The sequence below is a fragment of the Photorhabdus antumapuensis genome (assembly GCF_020387775.1).
Classification (GTDB): domain Bacteria; phylum Pseudomonadota; class Gammaproteobacteria; order Enterobacterales; family Enterobacteriaceae; genus Photorhabdus; species Photorhabdus antumapuensis.
In genome coordinates, this window is sequence record NZ_JAHZMK010000032.1 from 51,913 (window position 1) to 69,015 (window position 17,103).

Sequence of the window (17,103 nt, forward strand, 5' to 3'; positions counted from 1 at the left end):
TGGAGCATTATGTTATTTAAAGTGATCCCATATGATACACCTTCTTATTGTTGATGCTCTTAACCTTATCCGACGCATTCATGCTGTGCAGGGCAGCCCATGCATTCCCGCTTGTGAACATGCGCTAAGGCAACTTATCCAACATTCTCATCCCACACATGCCGTCGCAGTATTCGATGAAGAGAATCGCAGTCACAGTTGGCGTCACCAGATATTACCTGACTACAAAGCTGGACGTTCGCCCATGCCTGACAATCTGCAACAAGAAATGCCGCAAATCAGAGCATCATTTGAGCAGCAAGGGGTTACCTGCTGGCATGCCAAAGGGCATGAAGCTGATGATCTGGCAGCAACACTAGCCGTAAAAGTGACTTCTGTTGGCCACAACGTAACGATTGTTTCTACTGATAAAGGTTATTGCCAATTACTTTCACCGAATATCCGTATCCGTGACTACTTCCAGAAACGCTGGTTGGATATGCCATTTGTTCAACAAGAGTTTGGCGTTTTACCAAAGCAACTACCTGATTATTGGGGTCTGGCAGGGATAAGCAGCAGTAAAATCCCAGGAATTCAGGGGATCGGGCCTAAAACCGCCGCCACTTTACTGCAACAGGCCGGCACACTAGATAACCTCTTTCAGAACCTCGACCAACAACCCGATAAATGGCGCAATAAACTAGAGTCACATCAAGAAATGGCATTTATCAGCCGGGAAGTTGCGTCATTACGTACCGATCTGGCTTTAAATGGTAATTTGCAACAACTCCGGCTGACAACAGCAACCTAACGAAAATACTTCGCTATCTTATCCAGATGTTCGCCTTTTAATTCTCCGGCCTCACTAAGCAGGCCGATCCAAGCCTTAATATAATTATATTTTGCTTGTGAGAGATCACGTCGAGCAGTATATAACTGCTGTTCAGCATTCAAGACATCCACATTAACCCGCTGCCCAAGCGCAACACTTTTACTGGTTGCGTCTACCTGCAAGCTAGCTGATTCAACCGCCATTTCATAAGCACTAATTCGTTTTTCACTATTTAAATACTGATTATAATTGCGGCGTAACGCATTAAGGATTTCTCCAGCCTGAGCATCAAGATCATATTTAGTCCTGCCATAGTGGGCCGCCGCCTGACGTACAGAGGCAGACGTAGCACCACCATTATAGATATTCATGCTCATCCGCAAGCCAATGGTATCGGTTCGATACTTTTGATCTATGGTATTATCGCTACTGGATTCGTTTTCAGAATGGGAGGCGTAGAACTCCAGCCTGGGTAAATAGCCCGCCCGATTACGTTGCACTTCATGGTACGCAGCTTTCACTTCCTGACGCGAAGCAGCCAGAACCGGATTGTTGGCTAATGCCAATGTTTCCCACGCCTCATAACGTTCAGGCGACAATCTCAATATCTGGAATCGTTTTTTATCTGATAACCGTTGTACCGGTAAATCAATAGGGAGAGGAGTACCCACAATTAGCTGTAAGCTTCGGATTGCCGCATCCAAATCATCTTTGGCTGCTATCTCATCGGCAATCGCCTGACTGTAACGGGATTGCGTTTCCACCACATCAGTACGTGTCCCTTCACCAGAAGTAAACAATTTCTTATTCAGTTCCAGTTGCTTTTCATAAGCCATTTTCTGCCGTATGACTAAATCAATCTGATCCTGAGCATAAGCCACATCCACGTAAGCATTGACTACCCGAACAGCCAGCTGCTGAAAATTCGCCCGAAAACGCTCATTACTCATCAAAGTGTGAGCTTGGCTAGCTTTATAGCGAGCCCATATTTCAAAATCGATCAACGGCTGAGTCAACACAACAGCCGCGTTATAACTGCTATATTGGCGATCCCGGCTGCTAGTTGTCTTCCTACCCCAGAAGTCAGACCCAACAGATTCCATATGTTGCCAATTCCGTGGTGAATTTTGGTAAGACATTATTACTTTAGGTAACAAGTCTGCTCTGCCGATTTTTTCGTACTCCTCACCACCTTCCCGCTCTTTCACTGCGGCAAGGAAAGTAGGATCATTTTCTAATGCCAGCGCATAGGCTTCAGTCAAACTCAATGCCCATGTAGGAGAAGAGAACAGACCGACACAGAAAAAAATCAGCAAACTAATTGATAAAGAAGCATTATTCAGTTTCATAATCACTCCTCTATCAACGATGTTGAAGCCCGATCCCACAATGGCTTAAACAGATAACTTAATAGAGAGCGGGAACCCGTTTTGACAAAGACCTCAACCGGCATCCCTGGCCTGATATCCAACCCTTTCAGTTTTTCCATTCCCTCTGGAGAGACAATTACTCTCATCTGATAATAAGGTTGACTGGTTGCTGGATCGACCAACCTATCCGCGGAAATCACGGCAACTTTTCCTTCAACTTTTGGCGTTCGATTCTGGTTAAAAGCGGTGAACATTAGATCCACATTCAACCCCTTACTAATCTTATCTGCCAAATTAACCGCAACACGAGTTTCCACTTCAAGCGCCATCTGGTCCGGCAGAATTTCCATTAGTTTTTCGCCGGGAGCAACAACCCCACCTTGGGTAAAAATATTTAATCCCACAACAGTGCCATCAACCGGCGCAACAATTGAGGTATGAGTCAGTTCAAACTGGGCTGTATCTAGCTTATTTCTATATTCACTGGCAGAGACCTGTACCTCTGCTAATTGCGTGCGCACTTCCCGCTGATAGTCTGCTCGGCGCTGAATAATACGCTGCTGTGTTTCCTGTAATTGTTTTTCAAGCTGACCAGCTCGTCCTTCCATTTCCGCTATGCTGCTGTTGAGTTCAGCCTGTTCACGCAGAAGTTCCAGATAACGATTACGCGGAAAATAGCCTTCATCCGCTAAAGATTTCAGATTAGTTATTTGCTCTTTAAGCGCCGCCTGCTGCATGCGTTTGCTGAAAAAAGAGGATTTCAACCCTTTAATTTGGAAATTTATTCCTTCGACAGACTGCTCAAGCCCTCCCAAGTCGCTTCTCAGCACTTCACGGCGTGATACAAAAAGTTGTTTTTGCAGTTCGATAATCTCATTCACCCGTGGTTCAGATTGTAATTGCTGTAATATGTCGGGGAAAATTAACGCTTCATCACCATGCTGCTCGGCTAATAAACGAGCTTCCGTTGCCAGCGTGGTATACAGTTGATCCTGAAGTGAATCGACCTGTGCTTTTGCCTGCACCTGACTGAGCTGGACGAGTATCTGACCCGCTTTTATTATTTCTCCTTCAACAACCTTAATCTGGCTGATGATACCGCTTGCCGGGGCCTGAACTGTTTTACGATTACCATCCACAACCACCACACCGGAAGATGCAACCCCTTTATCCAACGGTGCGAACGCTGCCCAAATGAGAAACCCCAAGATCCCCACACCAATCACTAACCATCCTAGTCGTAAAAAACGCCTTTCTTCCAAAGGCAACAATCCTTTTTCATCTCTTACCGGCGTAATCTGATCAGACATATCCACTCCCGGACAGAAATCTCCGTCTCAGCTATTTGATATTATTATAATTAAATGCACATTTACCTATGATGCCTGTGCGACTGCCTTAGTCGCAGAATGTTCCTGACTATTATTCCTTTGCGATAAAGCGGTCATCACTTGCTGAGATGAACCGAACATCTTCATTTTCCCCTGAACCAGCAGCAATATTTTATTTGTCTGTGATAACAATGAGGTGCGATGAGTAATCACAATCACGGTCTTTCCTTGTGCCTTTAACTGAGAAATCGCCTCATTCAATGCTCTTTCTCCTGCCTCATCCAGGCTGGAATTAGGCTCATCCAACACGACCAATGACGGATCGTCATATAGCGCACGAGCAAGGCCAATTCGCTGTTTCTGCCCACCAGATAATCCAACGCCTCCAGCACCAATCACGGTGTCATAGCCCTTATCAAGTGCTAATATCAGCTCATGAACGCCCGCTTTCTTCGCCGCCTGTACCACCTTTTCTGGCTCAACTTCATTAAAACGAGCAATATTTTCAGCGATAGTGCCACCAAACAACTCAATATCTTGCGGTAAATAACCGATTGAGGAGCCCAGTTCATCTTTATTCCACTGATAAATATCTGCATTATCCAGACGAACAACGCCTTCCTGTGTCGGCCATATTCCGACCAGTAACCGGGCAAGAGTCGATTTCCCAGACGCACTGGGACCAATTAATCCCATCACATCACCGGCATCCAACGAAAAGCTAATATCCTGTAAAACAACCTTACTGTTTCTTCCCGGAGGCGCTGCGGAAACTTTATCCACGGCTAAATTGCCTTTTGGCGCAGGCAATGACATGCCCGGTTTGCGTTCCGGTTGCTGTTCCAACAGGTTAGTTAACCGTTGCCATGACAAACGAGCACCACTCCAGCCTTTCCAGGCTTGAATCAGTTGTTCAATCGGTGAAAGCGCACGTCCCATCAAAATTGAAGCCGCAATCATCATGCCCGGCGTAATATGCCCACCAATCGCTAACCAGCCCCCTAATCCCAAGATCAGTGACTGCAAGGCCAAACGCACTGTTTTAGTGACTGAATTAATCACTGAAGCCCGCTCACTAGCAATGCGTTGGAAATCCAAGAAACGTTCATGTAATCCAAACCATCTCCGACGTAGCACTGGCAACATACCTAACGCCTCTATGACTTCGGCATTACGTAAATTAGTGCTAGCAAGACTTGCTGAACGTAGAGAGAGTTTACTGGCTTCGGATAACGGCTGACTTGATAACCACTGGTTCAACACAGCCAAGGCAATCAATACCAGTGCACCTCCTAGTGACAACAGACCAAGCCAAGGGTTAAAAAGAAAAATAACGAGCAGATAGATTGGAAACCAAGGGGCATCAAAGAAGGCAAACAAGGCGTTACCCGTCAAGAACTGGCGGATATTTGCCAAATCATTGAGCATCTGACCGGCATCAGTAGTGCCATTTTTTAGATTCGACTCATAAGATGCGGTATAAACCCGGTTATTCAGCTTCATATCAAGCTGGCTACCAATACGGATGACAATCATGCTACGGATATATTCCAGCATTCCCATCATGGTAAACATGCCGAGGGTAATCAGAGTCAACATCAGCAAAGTGATTTCATTGCCCGACGGCAATACTCTGTCATAAACCTGCAACATATAAACAGACGGAACTAACATCAGCAGGTTAATAAAGGCAGTGAACAGCCCGATAGTCCAGAATACCCGGCTACGAGCACGAATGACATCAGTAATTTCATCCTTCGGGAGCAGTAATTTCACACTATTTCCTTATTTTTATTTTTTTAAAAATATAACTATCTGATGTTAATGTTCCCTTTATTATTCATTTTTCTTATTAGTCTTATTGGGCTTCATCATTAATTCCCGACCATCGGCAAAGCGGGCAAACCAACCATCTGGCTCATGAGCAAAGAAAGCCAAACCACTCCCCTGTTCATCAGTAATTGTGAGGCCGTCAGGTGTTGGCCGCCAACCGGCAGGCACTTCGCCAAACATATACGCCAAACAATCGTTATCACCATTAAGTGACCAAATTGATCCCTCTGGTAAGGGGTGTTCGGTCAATGACACATCACATTGTTGATGTTTATCCGACAGTTGCCACATGCCTTTCAATTCACTAGCGTGTGGGAGATCAAGGCTACTTGCCATACTTCCTCCGATAATGCTGAATGTAAGAGCAACAAAGAATGCAAATTTCAGATACCTAGCTGCAAAAACCATGCCGCCTCCAAACAAATAACCGCATCCAAGTCAGATGCGGTTGTGTTGTTGTGTTATGAAAGGATGAAATCAGACTCTAATATTGGCTCGCCAACAATCTTCACCCAAAAATCATCGTAGGAAAATTTATCGCCCAAATTAATGGCGAAATCATTCACCTTATCAACAGTGTTATAACGAAGCACAGCTTCTCCGACTGCACCGGTGAATTCCTCTACAAATTTAACCCCCCCCTTCCCGGCTTCACCCAGATCGAACAATGACACATCAATCTTGTCTTCACCGGAAACAAAGTCATGGATCCAATCACGCTCAAGAGGAGGTGATTCCTTGGCACTCAGGTAGACAAAGGTATCTTTGCCTTCCCCGCCCCAAAGATTATCTGCTCCCAAGCCACCGTAAATGATGTCATCACCAGCTCCACCCTTCAGAGTATTGGCGGCATCATTCCCGATTAAAACGTCATTACCACTGCCACCAATCGCATTTTCAATCGTGACACCACGGGCAATAGAGACGTTTCCTTTCAGTCCACCGACATCAGAGAAAGACGCTTCATTCAGATTGATACGTTGATCCTGAGTAAAACCAGAGAAATCAAACGTATCATTACCACCTGTATCCCAAGCGGTGAACAACAGTTTGCTGTTCTCATCTTTTGCGGTATAGAAGTCACGATCTGTGTTGGAATTAAAACCATATACGGTGTCATCAGCACGGATTGTATTATTCGCGCCATATACCGCCTGAATGGCAGCAATATCGTTAAGCAATGGTGCGGAAGAATAAATACCTTTAAAGTCCTGACCGGTATTTTTCTCACTAAAATAACTCATGACGGTATAAGCACGGCTATCTTCAAAATAAGTAGCACTATTCTTATAAGTCGGGCTTACCTCGTCAGACGCATTATAATCAGCCGGATGTTGCAACCCCAGAGTATGGCCAATCTCATGAGTAAACGTTTGACGGCCATAACCATTCACGTCGATATCGTTGTTTGAGAAAGTACGGCTTTTTGCGTTATACCAAGTGCCTAACTGCGTCTTCTCTGGCCTTGGCAGATAAGCAAACGCATAACTCCCCGTCAAACTCACATCAAAGAACCCAAAGGTGACATTTGCCTCTTTGACATCAGTGGTTTCAACAAAGTTAATATTAGCAACATCAGCCCAAGATTGTATTGACAGTTTTGCAGCAGCTTTTTGTTCTTCATTAAATGCTGAAAATTCAGAAATATGCCACGGCATATCATCCGGCTTGCTTTCCAGGAAAGTATACTTTAATTGGAAAGCTTTAGATTTATCGTCGTCCTGATGCCCCCAACGATAATCACCCCGGATTAACTCTTTAGCAGCATCTTTACTGGGCTCATGCTCCACGACAATATTAGAATCTTTACCTGGTATATAAGCCTGTAACCATTTCAGCAACTCATTTGCTTTTTCTGAACCGCTAACGTCTTCCGAGTATGAAATTTTCTTCTTTAAAGACATATATTTCTCCATAAATTCAGGACTTAGATATAAAATTCTTTTTATTTAATTGAATACAAGTCAATAAAACCTAAAAACAACAGACCGCCCCTGGTCATACAAATAACAACTAAAATCCCTTTCACATAAACGTAACACTAAAGTTAATTATGTAAAAAGCAATTAACATATTTTTTTAATATAAACGTGATAAAAATAACATAAAACAAATAAGCGATTGTTTTATATAACATAACTATTTAAGGCGAAAAAATTACCGCTAATTTCTTAGCGGTATTTTCTTACGAATTAATTATCGATTATTTAACTATCTATGAAGTAAACTTTAAAAAATTTATAGCATTATTATTGATAATTTTAATCAGAAATTATCCCAAGCCGTTATATGAATAGACAAAATCAGAATAATCAACTGCCTTAGACTGCAATATTGAACGATATGACGCATATGGAAAGGATCTAAACCAGTAAACACCCCATATATTATTAAAAAAATTAATAACAACTTAATTAAATCAATAAAAAACATATATCACAGAGTGGTTAATATTTATTTAATTCTAAATCACCCTGCACCAATATAATAAAATCACATTCTCAATCCCTAACATCAAAATAACAATATCAACATAGCTTATTAATTATAAAATATATTACATCTAAAACAGAAATTTAAATTTATATAATATAAATATTACTCATGATTAATATCACAATTAAACCCCATACATAAAACCTTAATTAAACTAATTAAGAAAACAATCTCTTTCATTATTTTCCATTTTATAATCTTAATTTATTGAATTATTTCACATTAATTTCACGTTTAATTAAACGATTATAATAATATATTTATTCTGCTATTTACCTTAAGTCAAGTAAAAAAGTCAACAATTTTACGACATAAATCATACAATATTCATTGTCACAGTAAATCATAATCACCTCACATGTAGTACTTTCTTGGCTGAAAAAAATGCCTCAGGATATAGCTGAGGCGATTTAGGAAACCTTATTTTATACGTTATTCCAGCATGATGATGAACAACAATGAATCAATCATCATTCCGGCTAGCGGCATAAGCAGACCAAATACGACGAACATGAACCGTTATTTCTTCCCTGTCATGATAAAGGTGTTTTGCCTGAATTTGTGCATTTATACCACCCTCTTTTAATTGCAGGTTCATTTTCTGCAAATTATGAGCAACTTCTTCATAACGCTTTTTCATGGGTAATTTAAGATTAAAAATAGCTTCCCGACACCAGCCATTAACCAACCAATCTGCCATTAATTGCGTCACTTTTGCTGGTTTTTCCACCATGTCGCATACCAGCCAATAAATGTTTCTTGTCGAAGGCTCAAACTTAAAACCATCAACTTTATGATGCTTAACCTGACCGGTATCCATCAAGCTTTGCGCCATTGGTCCATTATCTACCGCATGAACCATCATACTACGTTTCACCAGTTGGTAAGTCCAACCACCAGGACATGCACCTAAATCAACCGCATACAAACCGCTAGCCAACCGCTCTTCCCATTCGTCATATGGGATAAAAACATGAAAGGCTTCTTCCAGTTTTAATGTTGAACGACTTGGTGCATCCGAAGGAAATTTCAACCGAGGAATACCCATATAAAATGGCGAATTATTGTTACTGTAAGAATAACCAACATAACAGCAACCCGGAGCGATAAAGAAAACGTGTATCACCGGGCGGTTAACATTTTCCCGAATCTGCAAAATCTTTTCCTGACGCATAGCATTACGCAGCGGAACAGTAAATTTTCGACAGAATTTTAATAACTCTTTACTTTCATTAGTATCAGGCACCTCAACCCGTAACTCACCTGCACGCTCAATGACACCATGCAGCATACCTACAATCGGGCTTATCCGATCTTCAGGCGGTAAATCTCGCAATAATTCACCCACGACCAACATCTGGCGTGCAAAAATCAGCTCCCGAAATGGAATCTCACGAATTAGCCGATCGGCATCTTCATATTGATAACACTCAAACAGGACATAACCACTGTTGTCTTTCACCCGAGCAAAACCGTAAATCTCTTTTTGACCCGCTTTATCGGTGATTTCTGCTGCACACTCTTTTTCAAAACCAGGGCGGCAATATAAAGCAATTTTATTCATGGCGAAGCGCCGATTTCCTTAGACGCAAAGCGCCAATTAATACTAAAAACCAGCCGATAAGAAAGCTGAACCCTCCAACTGGCGTAATATAAGCGAAGAATTTAATCTGTAATAAGGCCATACAATAGAGACTGCCACTAAACAACAAAATACCTACCGCAAAAAAGACGCCGCTCCAGTAAAACCAGAGCACAACTTTACGCATTAGCATGGCAGACATCGCCATCATTGCCAGAGTGTGAATACCCTGATATTGCAGACCGAGATCAATCCAACTTATCTGATATTTTTCCATCATCGGAGATAATAAATGTGACCCTACAGCACCAAACGCCACATAGAAAAACCCACTGAAACCAGCAAAGATAAGCATTAAACGACTATTCACTGTTATCTTCCTTTTTCATATTCTATCTGAGAGCTCTTATAGCTCGAATGCCTTATTCCGCTCTTACTCATTGGTAATAAAGCCCAATTTCTCCTGCTCACTCGCTGCCTGTGCCAAAACCCATTGTCTGAATGCAGCAATTTTCCCCAATTCAGCCTGATTGTCATGACAAACAAGGTAAAATGCATTCTTACTCACTAACACATCATTAAATGGGCAAACCAAGCGCCCCGCATCAATTTCAGTCCGAGCCATGACATTATTTGCCAGTGCAATACCTTGCCCATGAACAGCGGCCTGGATCACCATTGCACTATGGCTAAATATCGGTCCTTGCTGAACGTTTATCTGCTGCATATCAAGCTGGCGCACATACGCTTGCCAGTCACGACGAGAAGAATCGTGTAACAACGTATGACGCGCCAAATCCGCGGGGGTCTTCAAAGGATTTTCGCCAGTCAGTAACGAAGGAGAACAAACGGGAAGCAAATATTCTGCGTAAAGACGATCAGTGCGTAACCCCGGCCAATTTCCACGACCATAAAATATGGCAACATCGACATCATCAGCAAGCTTATCTTCTTCTCTGTCTACCGCCTGTATCCTGACATCAATGCCTGGATAAGCTAAATTAAAGCTGGACAGCCTTGGAACCAACCACTGGATAGCAAAACTAGGTGAAAGGCTAACCGTCAAAGCACCTTTGGCACTTCTAGCTTGAAGTTTACGTGTTGCTTCATTTATCGCCGTGAATATCTCTTTAATGTCCAGATAGTAGCTTTGACCTTCTTCAGTCAACAATAGTGATCGATTGCGACGACGAAACAACTTCAACCCAAGAAAATCCTCCAGACTTTTCATCTGGTGGCTAACTGCGGCCTGCGTCACAAATAACTCTTCAGCCGCCTTAGTAAAACTTAAATGGCGCGCTGCGGCATCAAAAACCCGCAACGCATTAAGTGGAGGTAAACGTTTGGACATGTGAGCCCTTATGTAATGTTGGCGATTCCGGTAACTCTTTATATTTAGTTATTAGTTTTTGTAATCCGAATCATTATAAATTGTCCCTTGAGGATACACCAGCAAATCCCTATAGTGGCGCCACTTCCTAAGCCGGAACGAAAAGTGAATCAGCTTAACGCTATGAAACTTTTGGCTTTGTGGTTGTGATGTTGTGTTTGCAAGTTGTCTGGGAAACCAGACCCAGTAGCTTAAGCTACTGCTTTTTTTTCACTTCCTGTACATTTACCCTGTCTGTCCATAGTGATTTTTTAATGCACCGCAGTTGCGGTGCTTTTTTTTGGCATAAGGACCGGAACATGGCAATATTATTCCATGTAATAACCTATCCATTTTCCGCCAAAACAATCGGATACATAACCATAAAACAAAATTAATATACTTATGAAAAAGTTCGAACCAGAACAGTTCCGCCAGCAATTTCCAGCGCTACAACAATTGCCGACACAACAATTACCGACACAACAACAGACGGTATTTCTGGACAGCGCAGCCACTGCACTCAAACCACAAGCCATGATAAAGGCAACTCAAGACTATTATCAAAACAGTAGCGCTACTGTACATCGTAGCCAACACCAAGCAGCTCTGGAAATCACATCCCGCTATGAACAGGCCCGGCAACGAGTTGCTGAATTCATCAACGCCCCAAAAGCTGAAAATATTATCTGGACAAAAGGAACAACAGAATCCCTCAATCTAGTGGTTCAAAGTTATTTCCGCACTCATCTCCAGCCCGATGATGAAATAATCGTTAGTGAGCAGGAACACCATTCCAATCTGATCCCGTGGTTAATGTTGGCAGAGCAAATCGGTGCCAGGGTTATTAAATGGCCTTTAGGCAAAGGCAAATTGCCTGATATCAACATCCTGCCTGAACTGCTGAATAAACACAGCCGATTGGTAGCCATCAGCCAAATGTCCAATGTGACTGGCGGAGCCGTTGATCTCGCTGCAATAACAGCAATAGCACACCAACATGGTTGTCTGGTCGTTGTGGATGGCGCCCAAGGCGTTGTTCACAATCCCATTGATGTTCAACAATCAGATATCGATTTCTACGCATTCTCTGCTCACAAACTTTATAGCTCGAACGGAGTTGGTGTACTTTACGGCAAAAGTGAGTTACTTGATACCATGTCTCCCTGGCAAGGTGGCGGGAAAATGCTCTCCCACACTTCATTCAGCGGTTTTATACCAGAAGCGGTACCTTTCCGGTTTGAAGCAGGCACACCGAATGTTGCAGGTATTATTGGTTTTTCTGCCACTCTGGAATGGTTGAAAGATATTGATATTGCCAAAGCCGAGGCCCATGCAATCACACTTACTGATTATACCGAAGAACAACTCTCTGCTTTACCCGGATTTATCAGTTATCGCATTGCCGGTTCCAGCTTATTGGCTTTTAATTTTACCAACATTCATCACAGTGATTTGGCAGCCATTCTGGCAGAACAAAATATTGCCTTACGTTCCGGTCAGCACTGTACTCAACCCCTGATCGAAGCGTTAGGTATCAGCGGCTGTTTGCGTGCTTCCTTTATGCCTTACAACAACCAACAGGATGCCGATGCTTTAATTCAGGCAGTAAAATTTGGCCTTTCTCTATTACAGGATGAATGAATTACAGGATGAATGACATTATGACTCAAGCCGCTGAAAACCGGATTGCACCGCACCCATTTGGCCGGGAAATCAGCCAACAACAGCTCATTGCAACCTTTGACCCATGCCGCCAATGGGAAGATCGTTATCGCCAGTTAATCTTACTGGCAAAGAAACTGCCTGCACTGCCTGAAAACTTAAAACAGCAAGACACTGAAATGTCCGGCTGTGAAAACCGGGTCTGGTTAGGGCATCAATTACTGCCAGATGGTCATCTGCATTTTTATGGTGACAGCGAAGGCCGCATCGTAAAAGGTCTACTGGCGGTGATCTTGACTGCCGTAGAAGGCAAAACACCGGAACAAGTTTTAGCAACTAACCTGTTGGCTCTGTTCCACCAACTTGGGCTGGAACAACAGATAAGTGGCTCACGGTTGAACGGCGTCAAATCACTGATTAATACCGTGCAAAACGCCGCGAACTCTTATATCAAAGATCACCCTGACGTTGCGCTTTAGCCACCATTTTTTTCAGGGCATGGGAAACCGCCACAAATCCAAATGTCGCCGTGACCATCGTTGCGGCACCAAAACCAGAAGCGCAATCCATACGCTTAGTTCCCTCTGCGGTACTTTTCGCGGCACAGACAGAACCATCACTCTGCGGATAAACTAATTGCTCGGTTGAAAACACACAATCAATGCCCAATTTACCTTTACCATTCTTCACAACACGATAATCAGATTTCAGCCTTTCTCGCAATTTAGCCGCTAAAGGATCCTGAACCGTTTTCGCCAAATCAACAACCTGGATCTGTGTTGGGTCAAGCTGCCCACCTGCGCCACCGGTTGTGACCAATGGAATTTTATGGCGGCGGCAATAAGCCAACAGCGCCGCTTTCGGCCTGACACTATCGATAGCATCAATCACATAACTGAATCCAGCCGCCATCATCTCTTCAACATTATCGGGTGTGAGGAAATCATCAACACAAGTCACTTTGCACTCTGGATTAATTGCCAGAATACGCTCGGCAATCACCTCAGTCTTTGGTTGCCCAATATGCTGTTTTAACGCATGTAATTGACGGTTGGTATTGGTGATACAAACATCGTCCATATCAATCAAAGTGATCGCACCAATTCCTGTACGCGCTAAAGCCTCAGCCGCCCAAGAGCCCACACCACCGATACCGACAACACAAACATGAGAATGACAAAACAAAGAAAGCGCTTTTTGGCCGTATAAACGGGCAGTTCCGGCAAAACGCTGCATATATGCATCAGAAAGAGAAGTTTGCATTACTGAATATCAATCCTGAAAACCTGTTATAAAATTTATGAAGAGCAATCACTGATTTACCATCAACATGGTAGGCTGCGCTTTTCGTAACACCCAAACCCGGCCGTAGTGATTATAGAAACCTGCCGCTATACCCGCCGCATCACCAATACCATGATAGATATCGAAATGATGGCCCTTTATTGCCCCACCAACATCCAGTGCAACCATCAGGCGCATCTGGTATTGGCCGGTAAATTTACCCTCTTTATCCAACAAAGGTATCTCTGCCAGCAGGGTTGTTCCCGGTGGAACAAGCATTTTATCCGCAGCCACAGAAGCTTTTGCAATTAAAGGAACACTACTCGCTCCCCGTACCAAGGCATAGTCTTCAGGTTTAAAGAAAACAAATGATGGGTTCTGCTCCAACAGCTCACGGACTTCTGCCTCACTGTGAGATTCTGTCCATTTACGAATCGCCAGTATAGAGATATCTTCCTGCGCAATTTCTCCGCGCTCAATCAGCAACTTGCCAATGCTCCGGTAAATATGCCCATTCTTACCGGCATAACCCAAAAAAGTCAGTGGCCTACCATCACCAAAATCAACATAACCACTACCCTGTACCCCCATAATATAATTATCAATCAGTGAACGACTATAACCAATAATCAAACTAGGGCTAAGAGCACCATTGTATATCGCAGTTCGACTTGGCAAACGATATTTACTCTTAGGCGGCATCCGGTACAGAGGATATTTAAATTCACCCTGTTTAACACGGCGAGCCTGTAACACTGGAGTATAATAGCCGGTAAATTGGACGTTACCGTAATTATCTACACCCTCCATCTGGTAAGCGCGTAAATTAAACAGATTCAACTTACTGGTTTCACCACCCGCTAACATCCAGTTTTGAACAGCGTCAAAAGTTAAGCTATTACGATTATACAGACGAGGAGCAGACTGACTAATCAGCGCAACCTGCTCTGAAAAATCCTTTGCATTAACTGGTTTACCCTGCGCATTAGGTTGATTAACCAGCCGTAAATCCTGCGCGATATGACCATCTCTATATTGTTGGCCCTGTGCTGTTGGGCGAGAATGACACCCAACCAACAGTGAAATCACGGCTCCAAACAGCAGATACTTACCCCAGTATTTCATTGTTGCCTTCTCTACACTTACCAACATGACCCGACGGCAAACCATACCAAACCAATAAAAATAATGAAACCTACCATAAAAAAATAACTTAACGAAACAACGACACAAACGAATAGAAAAACACCGATACGCAGAGTAACTAATCAAAAACGTAACGAAACAAACAATAATTAATAAAAAAACTTGCATCAGATATGATCCTGAGTATAGTGCCCGCATCGGACGCGGGGTGGAGCAGCTTGGTAGCTCGTCGGGCTCATAACCCGAAGGTCGTCGGTTCAAATCCGGCCCCCGCAACCAACACGATAAAACAGTTCAATATTTGCGAATGGAACCGATTCCAGCAGGCGTTAGTGATGCAGGAAAGCGTAAAACAGGTTCTAAACGGACGCGGGATGGAGCAGCTTGGTAGCTCGTCGGGCTCATAACCCGAAGGTCGTCGGTTCAAATCCGGCTCCCGCAACCAATTTTCGCTATTCAAAATATTAAAACGGACGCGGGGTGGAGCAGCTTGGTAGCTCGTCGGGCTCATAACCCGAAGGTCGTCGGTTCAAATCCGGCCCCCGCAACCAATTCTCTATGCGTTTCAGCGTAAAAATTCCCAAAACAAAGTTTCCTAATCGATTTATCACCACCATATCTGTTGCTCTGCGGCGGCGACAAACGCAAGCAAGACGCGGACATAGCCAGAGCATGTGCATACTGGCGTGAATGGAAGTGTAGAAGCAGATAGGAGAACAAATAATGAAAGATAGATCACACGACGACGCAATGGCCGAGGTGTTTCGCAAAGACCCGGCTTACGCGATCGAGCTATTAAACAGCATCCTTGAAGATTGCGAACAAGCCGAGTTACTGATTGCTCTTCGCCAGATGGCCAAGGCTTTCGGGGGAAGGAGTATAGGCTAAAGGAAAATAGCCTCCTTCCCTTTTTAATAGCAAAAATCACCCATAGCGGTAGGTTCAAATCGCCAAATTACCCCCATTCTTGAAATAAGCTTTGATGCCCGCAAAAATTGACTCTGCGATCTGCTGCTGGAAGCGCGCAGTTTTCAGTTTTCGCTCCTCCTCCAGATTACTAATAAACGCAGTCTCCACCAGAATCGAGGGAATATCCGGTGCTTTCAGTACCGCAAATCCAGCCTGATCCACCCGATTTTTATGCAGTTTATTCACTTTGCCCATGCGTTTGAGCACTTCACTACCAAATTTAAGGCTGTCATTGATTGTCGCAGTTTGTAACAAATCAAACATCGTATGATCCAGATACTTATCACCGCTTTTACTTACCCCACCAATCTGGTCAGCTTCATTTTGCGTCTGGGCCAGAAAACGTGCGGTATTACTGGTTGCACCTTTAGTCGAGAGTGCAAAAACCGAAGAACCACGAGCAACTCGGTTAGTAACGGCATCAGCATGAATAGAAACGAAGAGATCAGCTCGCATCTTACGCGCTTTTGCCACCCGGACTTTTAGCGGGATAAACACATCTTCATTGCGGGTCATATAAACTTTCATACCCGGTTCACGCTGAATAAGCGTTTTCAATCGACGAGCAATTTGCAGAACAACATCTTTTTCGCGGGTCTTATATTTGCCAATAGCACCAGGATCTTCACCACCATGTCCAGGATCGAGCATGATAACGATTGGCCTGTCTTTACCTGCTTTGCCTGACTTTGGTCTTTCCACTGGCAGATCTTCTGCCAAATGACCTTTATTGTACTCTTCAAGCAGAGCAAGTAAGGGATCATCATCCGTATTCATTCCCGCAACCGGATACATATCCAACACCAGACGATGTTTAAATTTCGCCACTGGTTTCAAAGTAAACATATGTGGGCTGACCGATTGCTTAACTTCAAACACCAAGCGAACGGTTTTAGGATTAAACTGCCCTACCCTCACCAGTTTAAGATAAGGATCACGGGATTGAATCTGCTCCCCCATTCCGCTTAGAGTATGATTCAGTTGTACACCTTCAAGATCAACCACAATTCTATTTGGATTTTTTAGCACAAACTGGCGATATTTGAGTGGAATATTGGATTCAAGAGTCACACGGGTATAACTAGATGCTGGCCAAATACGTACTGCGATAATTTTTGCTGACGCTGCGTAACCCACCTGGCTAACGCTAAGCAACCACATTGCTGCGGCTCCCTGTAACAAACGACGTCGTGACAGATTATGATCTGAATGACTCATCTACTAATATTCCATTCATAAAATACAAA

15 protein-coding genes and 3 tRNA genes are annotated in these 17,103 nt (G+C 43.4%); 7 read left to right on the plus strand and 11 right to left on the minus strand.

The window, feature by feature from the left end; genetic code table 11:
* The first annotated feature begins 31 nt into the window (after positions 1 to 31).
* A complete protein-coding gene (xni, locus tag KZ793_RS13640; protein WP_225815831.1) occupies positions 32 to 790 on the plus strand; it encodes a flap endonuclease Xni in 759 nt (252 codons plus the stop codon).
* Here the strand turns inward: xni and KZ793_RS13645 are convergent.
* The 8 genes from KZ793_RS13645 to KZ793_RS13680 all read right to left on the minus strand — a co-directional run bounded on the left by KZ793_RS13645 (position 787) and on the right by KZ793_RS13680 (position 10,774).
* Positions 787 to 2,160, minus strand: a complete 1,374-nt coding sequence (locus KZ793_RS13645; RefSeq protein WP_225815832.1) for a TolC family outer membrane protein — start codon at positions 2,158 to 2,160, stop codon at positions 787 to 789. The genes xni and KZ793_RS13645 overlap by 4 nt on opposite strands.
* A 2-nt stretch (positions 2,161 to 2,162) precedes the next feature.
* On the minus strand, positions 2,163 to 3,491 hold the full coding sequence (locus tag KZ793_RS13650) for an HlyD family type I secretion periplasmic adaptor subunit (protein ID WP_225815833.1): 1,329 nt from the start codon (positions 3,489 to 3,491) through the stop codon (positions 2,163 to 2,165).
* A gap of 66 nt (positions 3,492 to 3,557) precedes the next feature.
* Positions 3,558 to 5,288: a type I secretion system permease/ATPase gene (locus tag KZ793_RS13655; protein WP_225815834.1), complete on the minus strand. Its 1,731-nt coding sequence runs from the start codon at positions 5,286 to 5,288 to the stop codon at positions 3,558 to 3,560.
* A 60-nt stretch (positions 5,289 to 5,348) separates the two neighbouring features.
* Positions 5,349 to 5,753, minus strand: a complete 405-nt coding sequence (locus KZ793_RS13660; RefSeq protein ID WP_225815835.1) for a protease inhibitor Inh/omp19 family protein — start codon at positions 5,751 to 5,753, stop codon at positions 5,349 to 5,351.
* A gap of 53 nt (positions 5,754 to 5,806) precedes the next feature.
* A complete protein-coding gene (prtA, locus tag KZ793_RS13665; RefSeq protein ID WP_317987464.1) occupies positions 5,807 to 7,261 on the minus strand; it encodes a serralysin in 1,455 nt (484 codons plus the stop codon).
* Positions 7,262 to 8,304: 1,043 nt separating this feature from the next.
* Positions 8,305 to 9,405, minus strand: coding sequence for a 23S rRNA (cytidine(2498)-2'-O)-methyltransferase RlmM (gene rlmM, locus KZ793_RS13670; protein ID WP_225815837.1), 1,101 nt, complete (start codon positions 9,403 to 9,405; stop codon positions 8,305 to 8,307).
* Complete coding sequence (locus KZ793_RS13675; RefSeq protein ID WP_118986523.1) at positions 9,398 to 9,793, minus strand: DUF423 domain-containing protein; 396 nt, start codon at positions 9,791 to 9,793, stop codon at positions 9,398 to 9,400. Before KZ793_RS13675 ends, rlmM begins: the two co-directional genes overlap by 8 nt.
* A 63-nt stretch (positions 9,794 to 9,856) precedes the next feature.
* Positions 9,857 to 10,774 (minus strand): transcriptional regulator GcvA, encoded by a 918-nt coding sequence (locus tag KZ793_RS13680; protein ID WP_225815838.1) that lies wholly within the window; start codon positions 10,772 to 10,774, stop codon positions 9,857 to 9,859.
* A gap of 423 nt (positions 10,775 to 11,197) precedes the next feature.
* Between KZ793_RS13680 and csdA the strand changes: the two genes are divergently transcribed.
* On the plus strand, positions 11,198 to 12,436 hold the full coding sequence (gene csdA / locus KZ793_RS13685; RefSeq protein ID WP_225815839.1) for a cysteine desulfurase CsdA: 1,239 nt from the start codon (positions 11,198 to 11,200) through the stop codon (positions 12,434 to 12,436).
* A gap of 20 nt (positions 12,437 to 12,456) precedes the next feature.
* Positions 12,457 to 12,936, plus strand: a complete 480-nt coding sequence (gene csdE / locus KZ793_RS13690) for a cysteine desulfurase sulfur acceptor subunit CsdE (RefSeq protein ID WP_225815840.1) — start codon at positions 12,457 to 12,459, stop codon at positions 12,934 to 12,936.
* On the opposite strand, the gene tcdA is transcribed toward csdE, so the two are convergent.
* Together tcdA and mltA are read right to left on the minus strand one after the other, a co-directional pair.
* Positions 12,908 to 13,720 carry a tRNA cyclic N6-threonylcarbamoyladenosine(37) synthase TcdA gene (tcdA, locus tag KZ793_RS13695; protein ID WP_036781567.1) on the minus strand — a complete coding sequence of 271 codons (813 nt, stop codon included), beginning with the start codon at positions 13,718 to 13,720 and terminating at the stop codon, positions 12,908 to 12,910. The genes csdE and tcdA overlap by 29 nt on opposite strands.
* 48 nt (positions 13,721 to 13,768) lie before the next feature.
* Positions 13,769 to 14,866: a murein transglycosylase A gene (gene mltA / locus KZ793_RS13700; RefSeq protein ID WP_225815841.1), complete on the minus strand. Its 1,098-nt coding sequence runs from the start codon at positions 14,864 to 14,866 to the stop codon at positions 13,769 to 13,771.
* Positions 14,867 to 15,089: 223 nt separating this feature from the next.
* Between mltA and KZ793_RS13705 the strand changes: the two genes are divergently transcribed.
* The 4 genes from KZ793_RS13705 (at position 15,090) to KZ793_RS13720 (ending at position 15,775) form a co-directional block, all read left to right on the plus strand.
* Positions 15,090 to 15,166: transfer RNA gene (locus KZ793_RS13705), tRNA-Met, on the plus strand.
* A gap of 89 nt (positions 15,167 to 15,255) precedes the next feature.
* A tRNA-Met gene (locus KZ793_RS13710) sits at positions 15,256 to 15,332 on the plus strand.
* Positions 15,333 to 15,361: 29 nt separating this feature from the next.
* Positions 15,362 to 15,438: transfer RNA gene (locus KZ793_RS13715), tRNA-Met, on the plus strand.
* Between the two features lie 172 nt (positions 15,439 to 15,610).
* Positions 15,611 to 15,775: a helix-turn-helix domain-containing transcriptional regulator gene (locus KZ793_RS13720; RefSeq protein ID WP_450091400.1), complete on the plus strand. Its 165-nt coding sequence runs from the start codon at positions 15,611 to 15,613 to the stop codon at positions 15,773 to 15,775.
* Positions 15,776 to 15,829: 54 nt separating this feature from the next.
* On the opposite strand, the gene amiC is transcribed toward KZ793_RS13720, so the two are convergent.
* Positions 15,830 to 17,074 carry an N-acetylmuramoyl-L-alanine amidase AmiC gene (gene amiC, locus KZ793_RS13725; RefSeq protein WP_225815842.1) on the minus strand — a complete coding sequence of 415 codons (1,245 nt, stop codon included), beginning with the start codon at positions 17,072 to 17,074 and terminating at the stop codon, positions 15,830 to 15,832.
* Between the last annotated feature and the right edge of the window lie 29 nt (positions 17,075 to 17,103).

Coding starts and splice junctions, on each gene's coding strand:
- KZ793_RS13650 (WP_225815833.1), bottom strand. CDS start 3,491: ATGTCTGATCAGATTACGCCGGTAAGAGATGAAAAAGGATTGTTGCCT.
- prtA (WP_317987464.1), bottom strand. CDS start 7,261: ATGGAGAAATATATGTCTTTAAAGAAGAAAATTTCATACTCGGAAGAC.
- mltA (WP_225815841.1), bottom strand. CDS start 14,866: ATGAAATACTGGGGTAAGTATCTGCTGTTTGGAGCCGTGATTTCACTG.
- rlmM (WP_225815837.1), bottom strand. CDS start 9,405: ATGAATAAAATTGCTTTATATTGCCGCCCTGGTTTTGAAAAAGAGTGT.
- csdE (WP_225815840.1), top strand. CDS start 12,457: ATGACTCAAGCCGCTGAAAACCGGATTGCACCGCACCCATTTGGCCGG.
- KZ793_RS13720 (WP_450091400.1), top strand. CDS start 15,611: ATGAAAGATAGATCACACGACGACGCAATGGCCGAGGTGTTTCGCAAA.
- csdA (WP_225815839.1), top strand. CDS start 11,198: ATGAAAAAGTTCGAACCAGAACAGTTCCGCCAGCAATTTCCAGCGCTA.
- tcdA (WP_036781567.1), bottom strand. CDS start 13,720: ATGCAAACTTCTCTTTCTGATGCATATATGCAGCGTTTTGCCGGAACT.
- KZ793_RS13645 (WP_225815832.1), bottom strand. CDS start 2,160: ATGAAACTGAATAATGCTTCTTTATCAATTAGTTTGCTGATTTTTTTC.
- amiC (WP_225815842.1), bottom strand. CDS start 17,074: ATGAGTCATTCAGATCATAATCTGTCACGACGTCGTTTGTTACAGGGA.
- KZ793_RS13660 (WP_225815835.1), bottom strand. CDS start 5,753: ATGGTTTTTGCAGCTAGGTATCTGAAATTTGCATTCTTTGTTGCTCTT.
- KZ793_RS13680 (WP_225815838.1), bottom strand. CDS start 10,774: ATGTCCAAACGTTTACCTCCACTTAATGCGTTGCGGGTTTTTGATGCC.
- xni (WP_225815831.1), top strand. CDS start 32: ATGATACACCTTCTTATTGTTGATGCTCTTAACCTTATCCGACGCATT.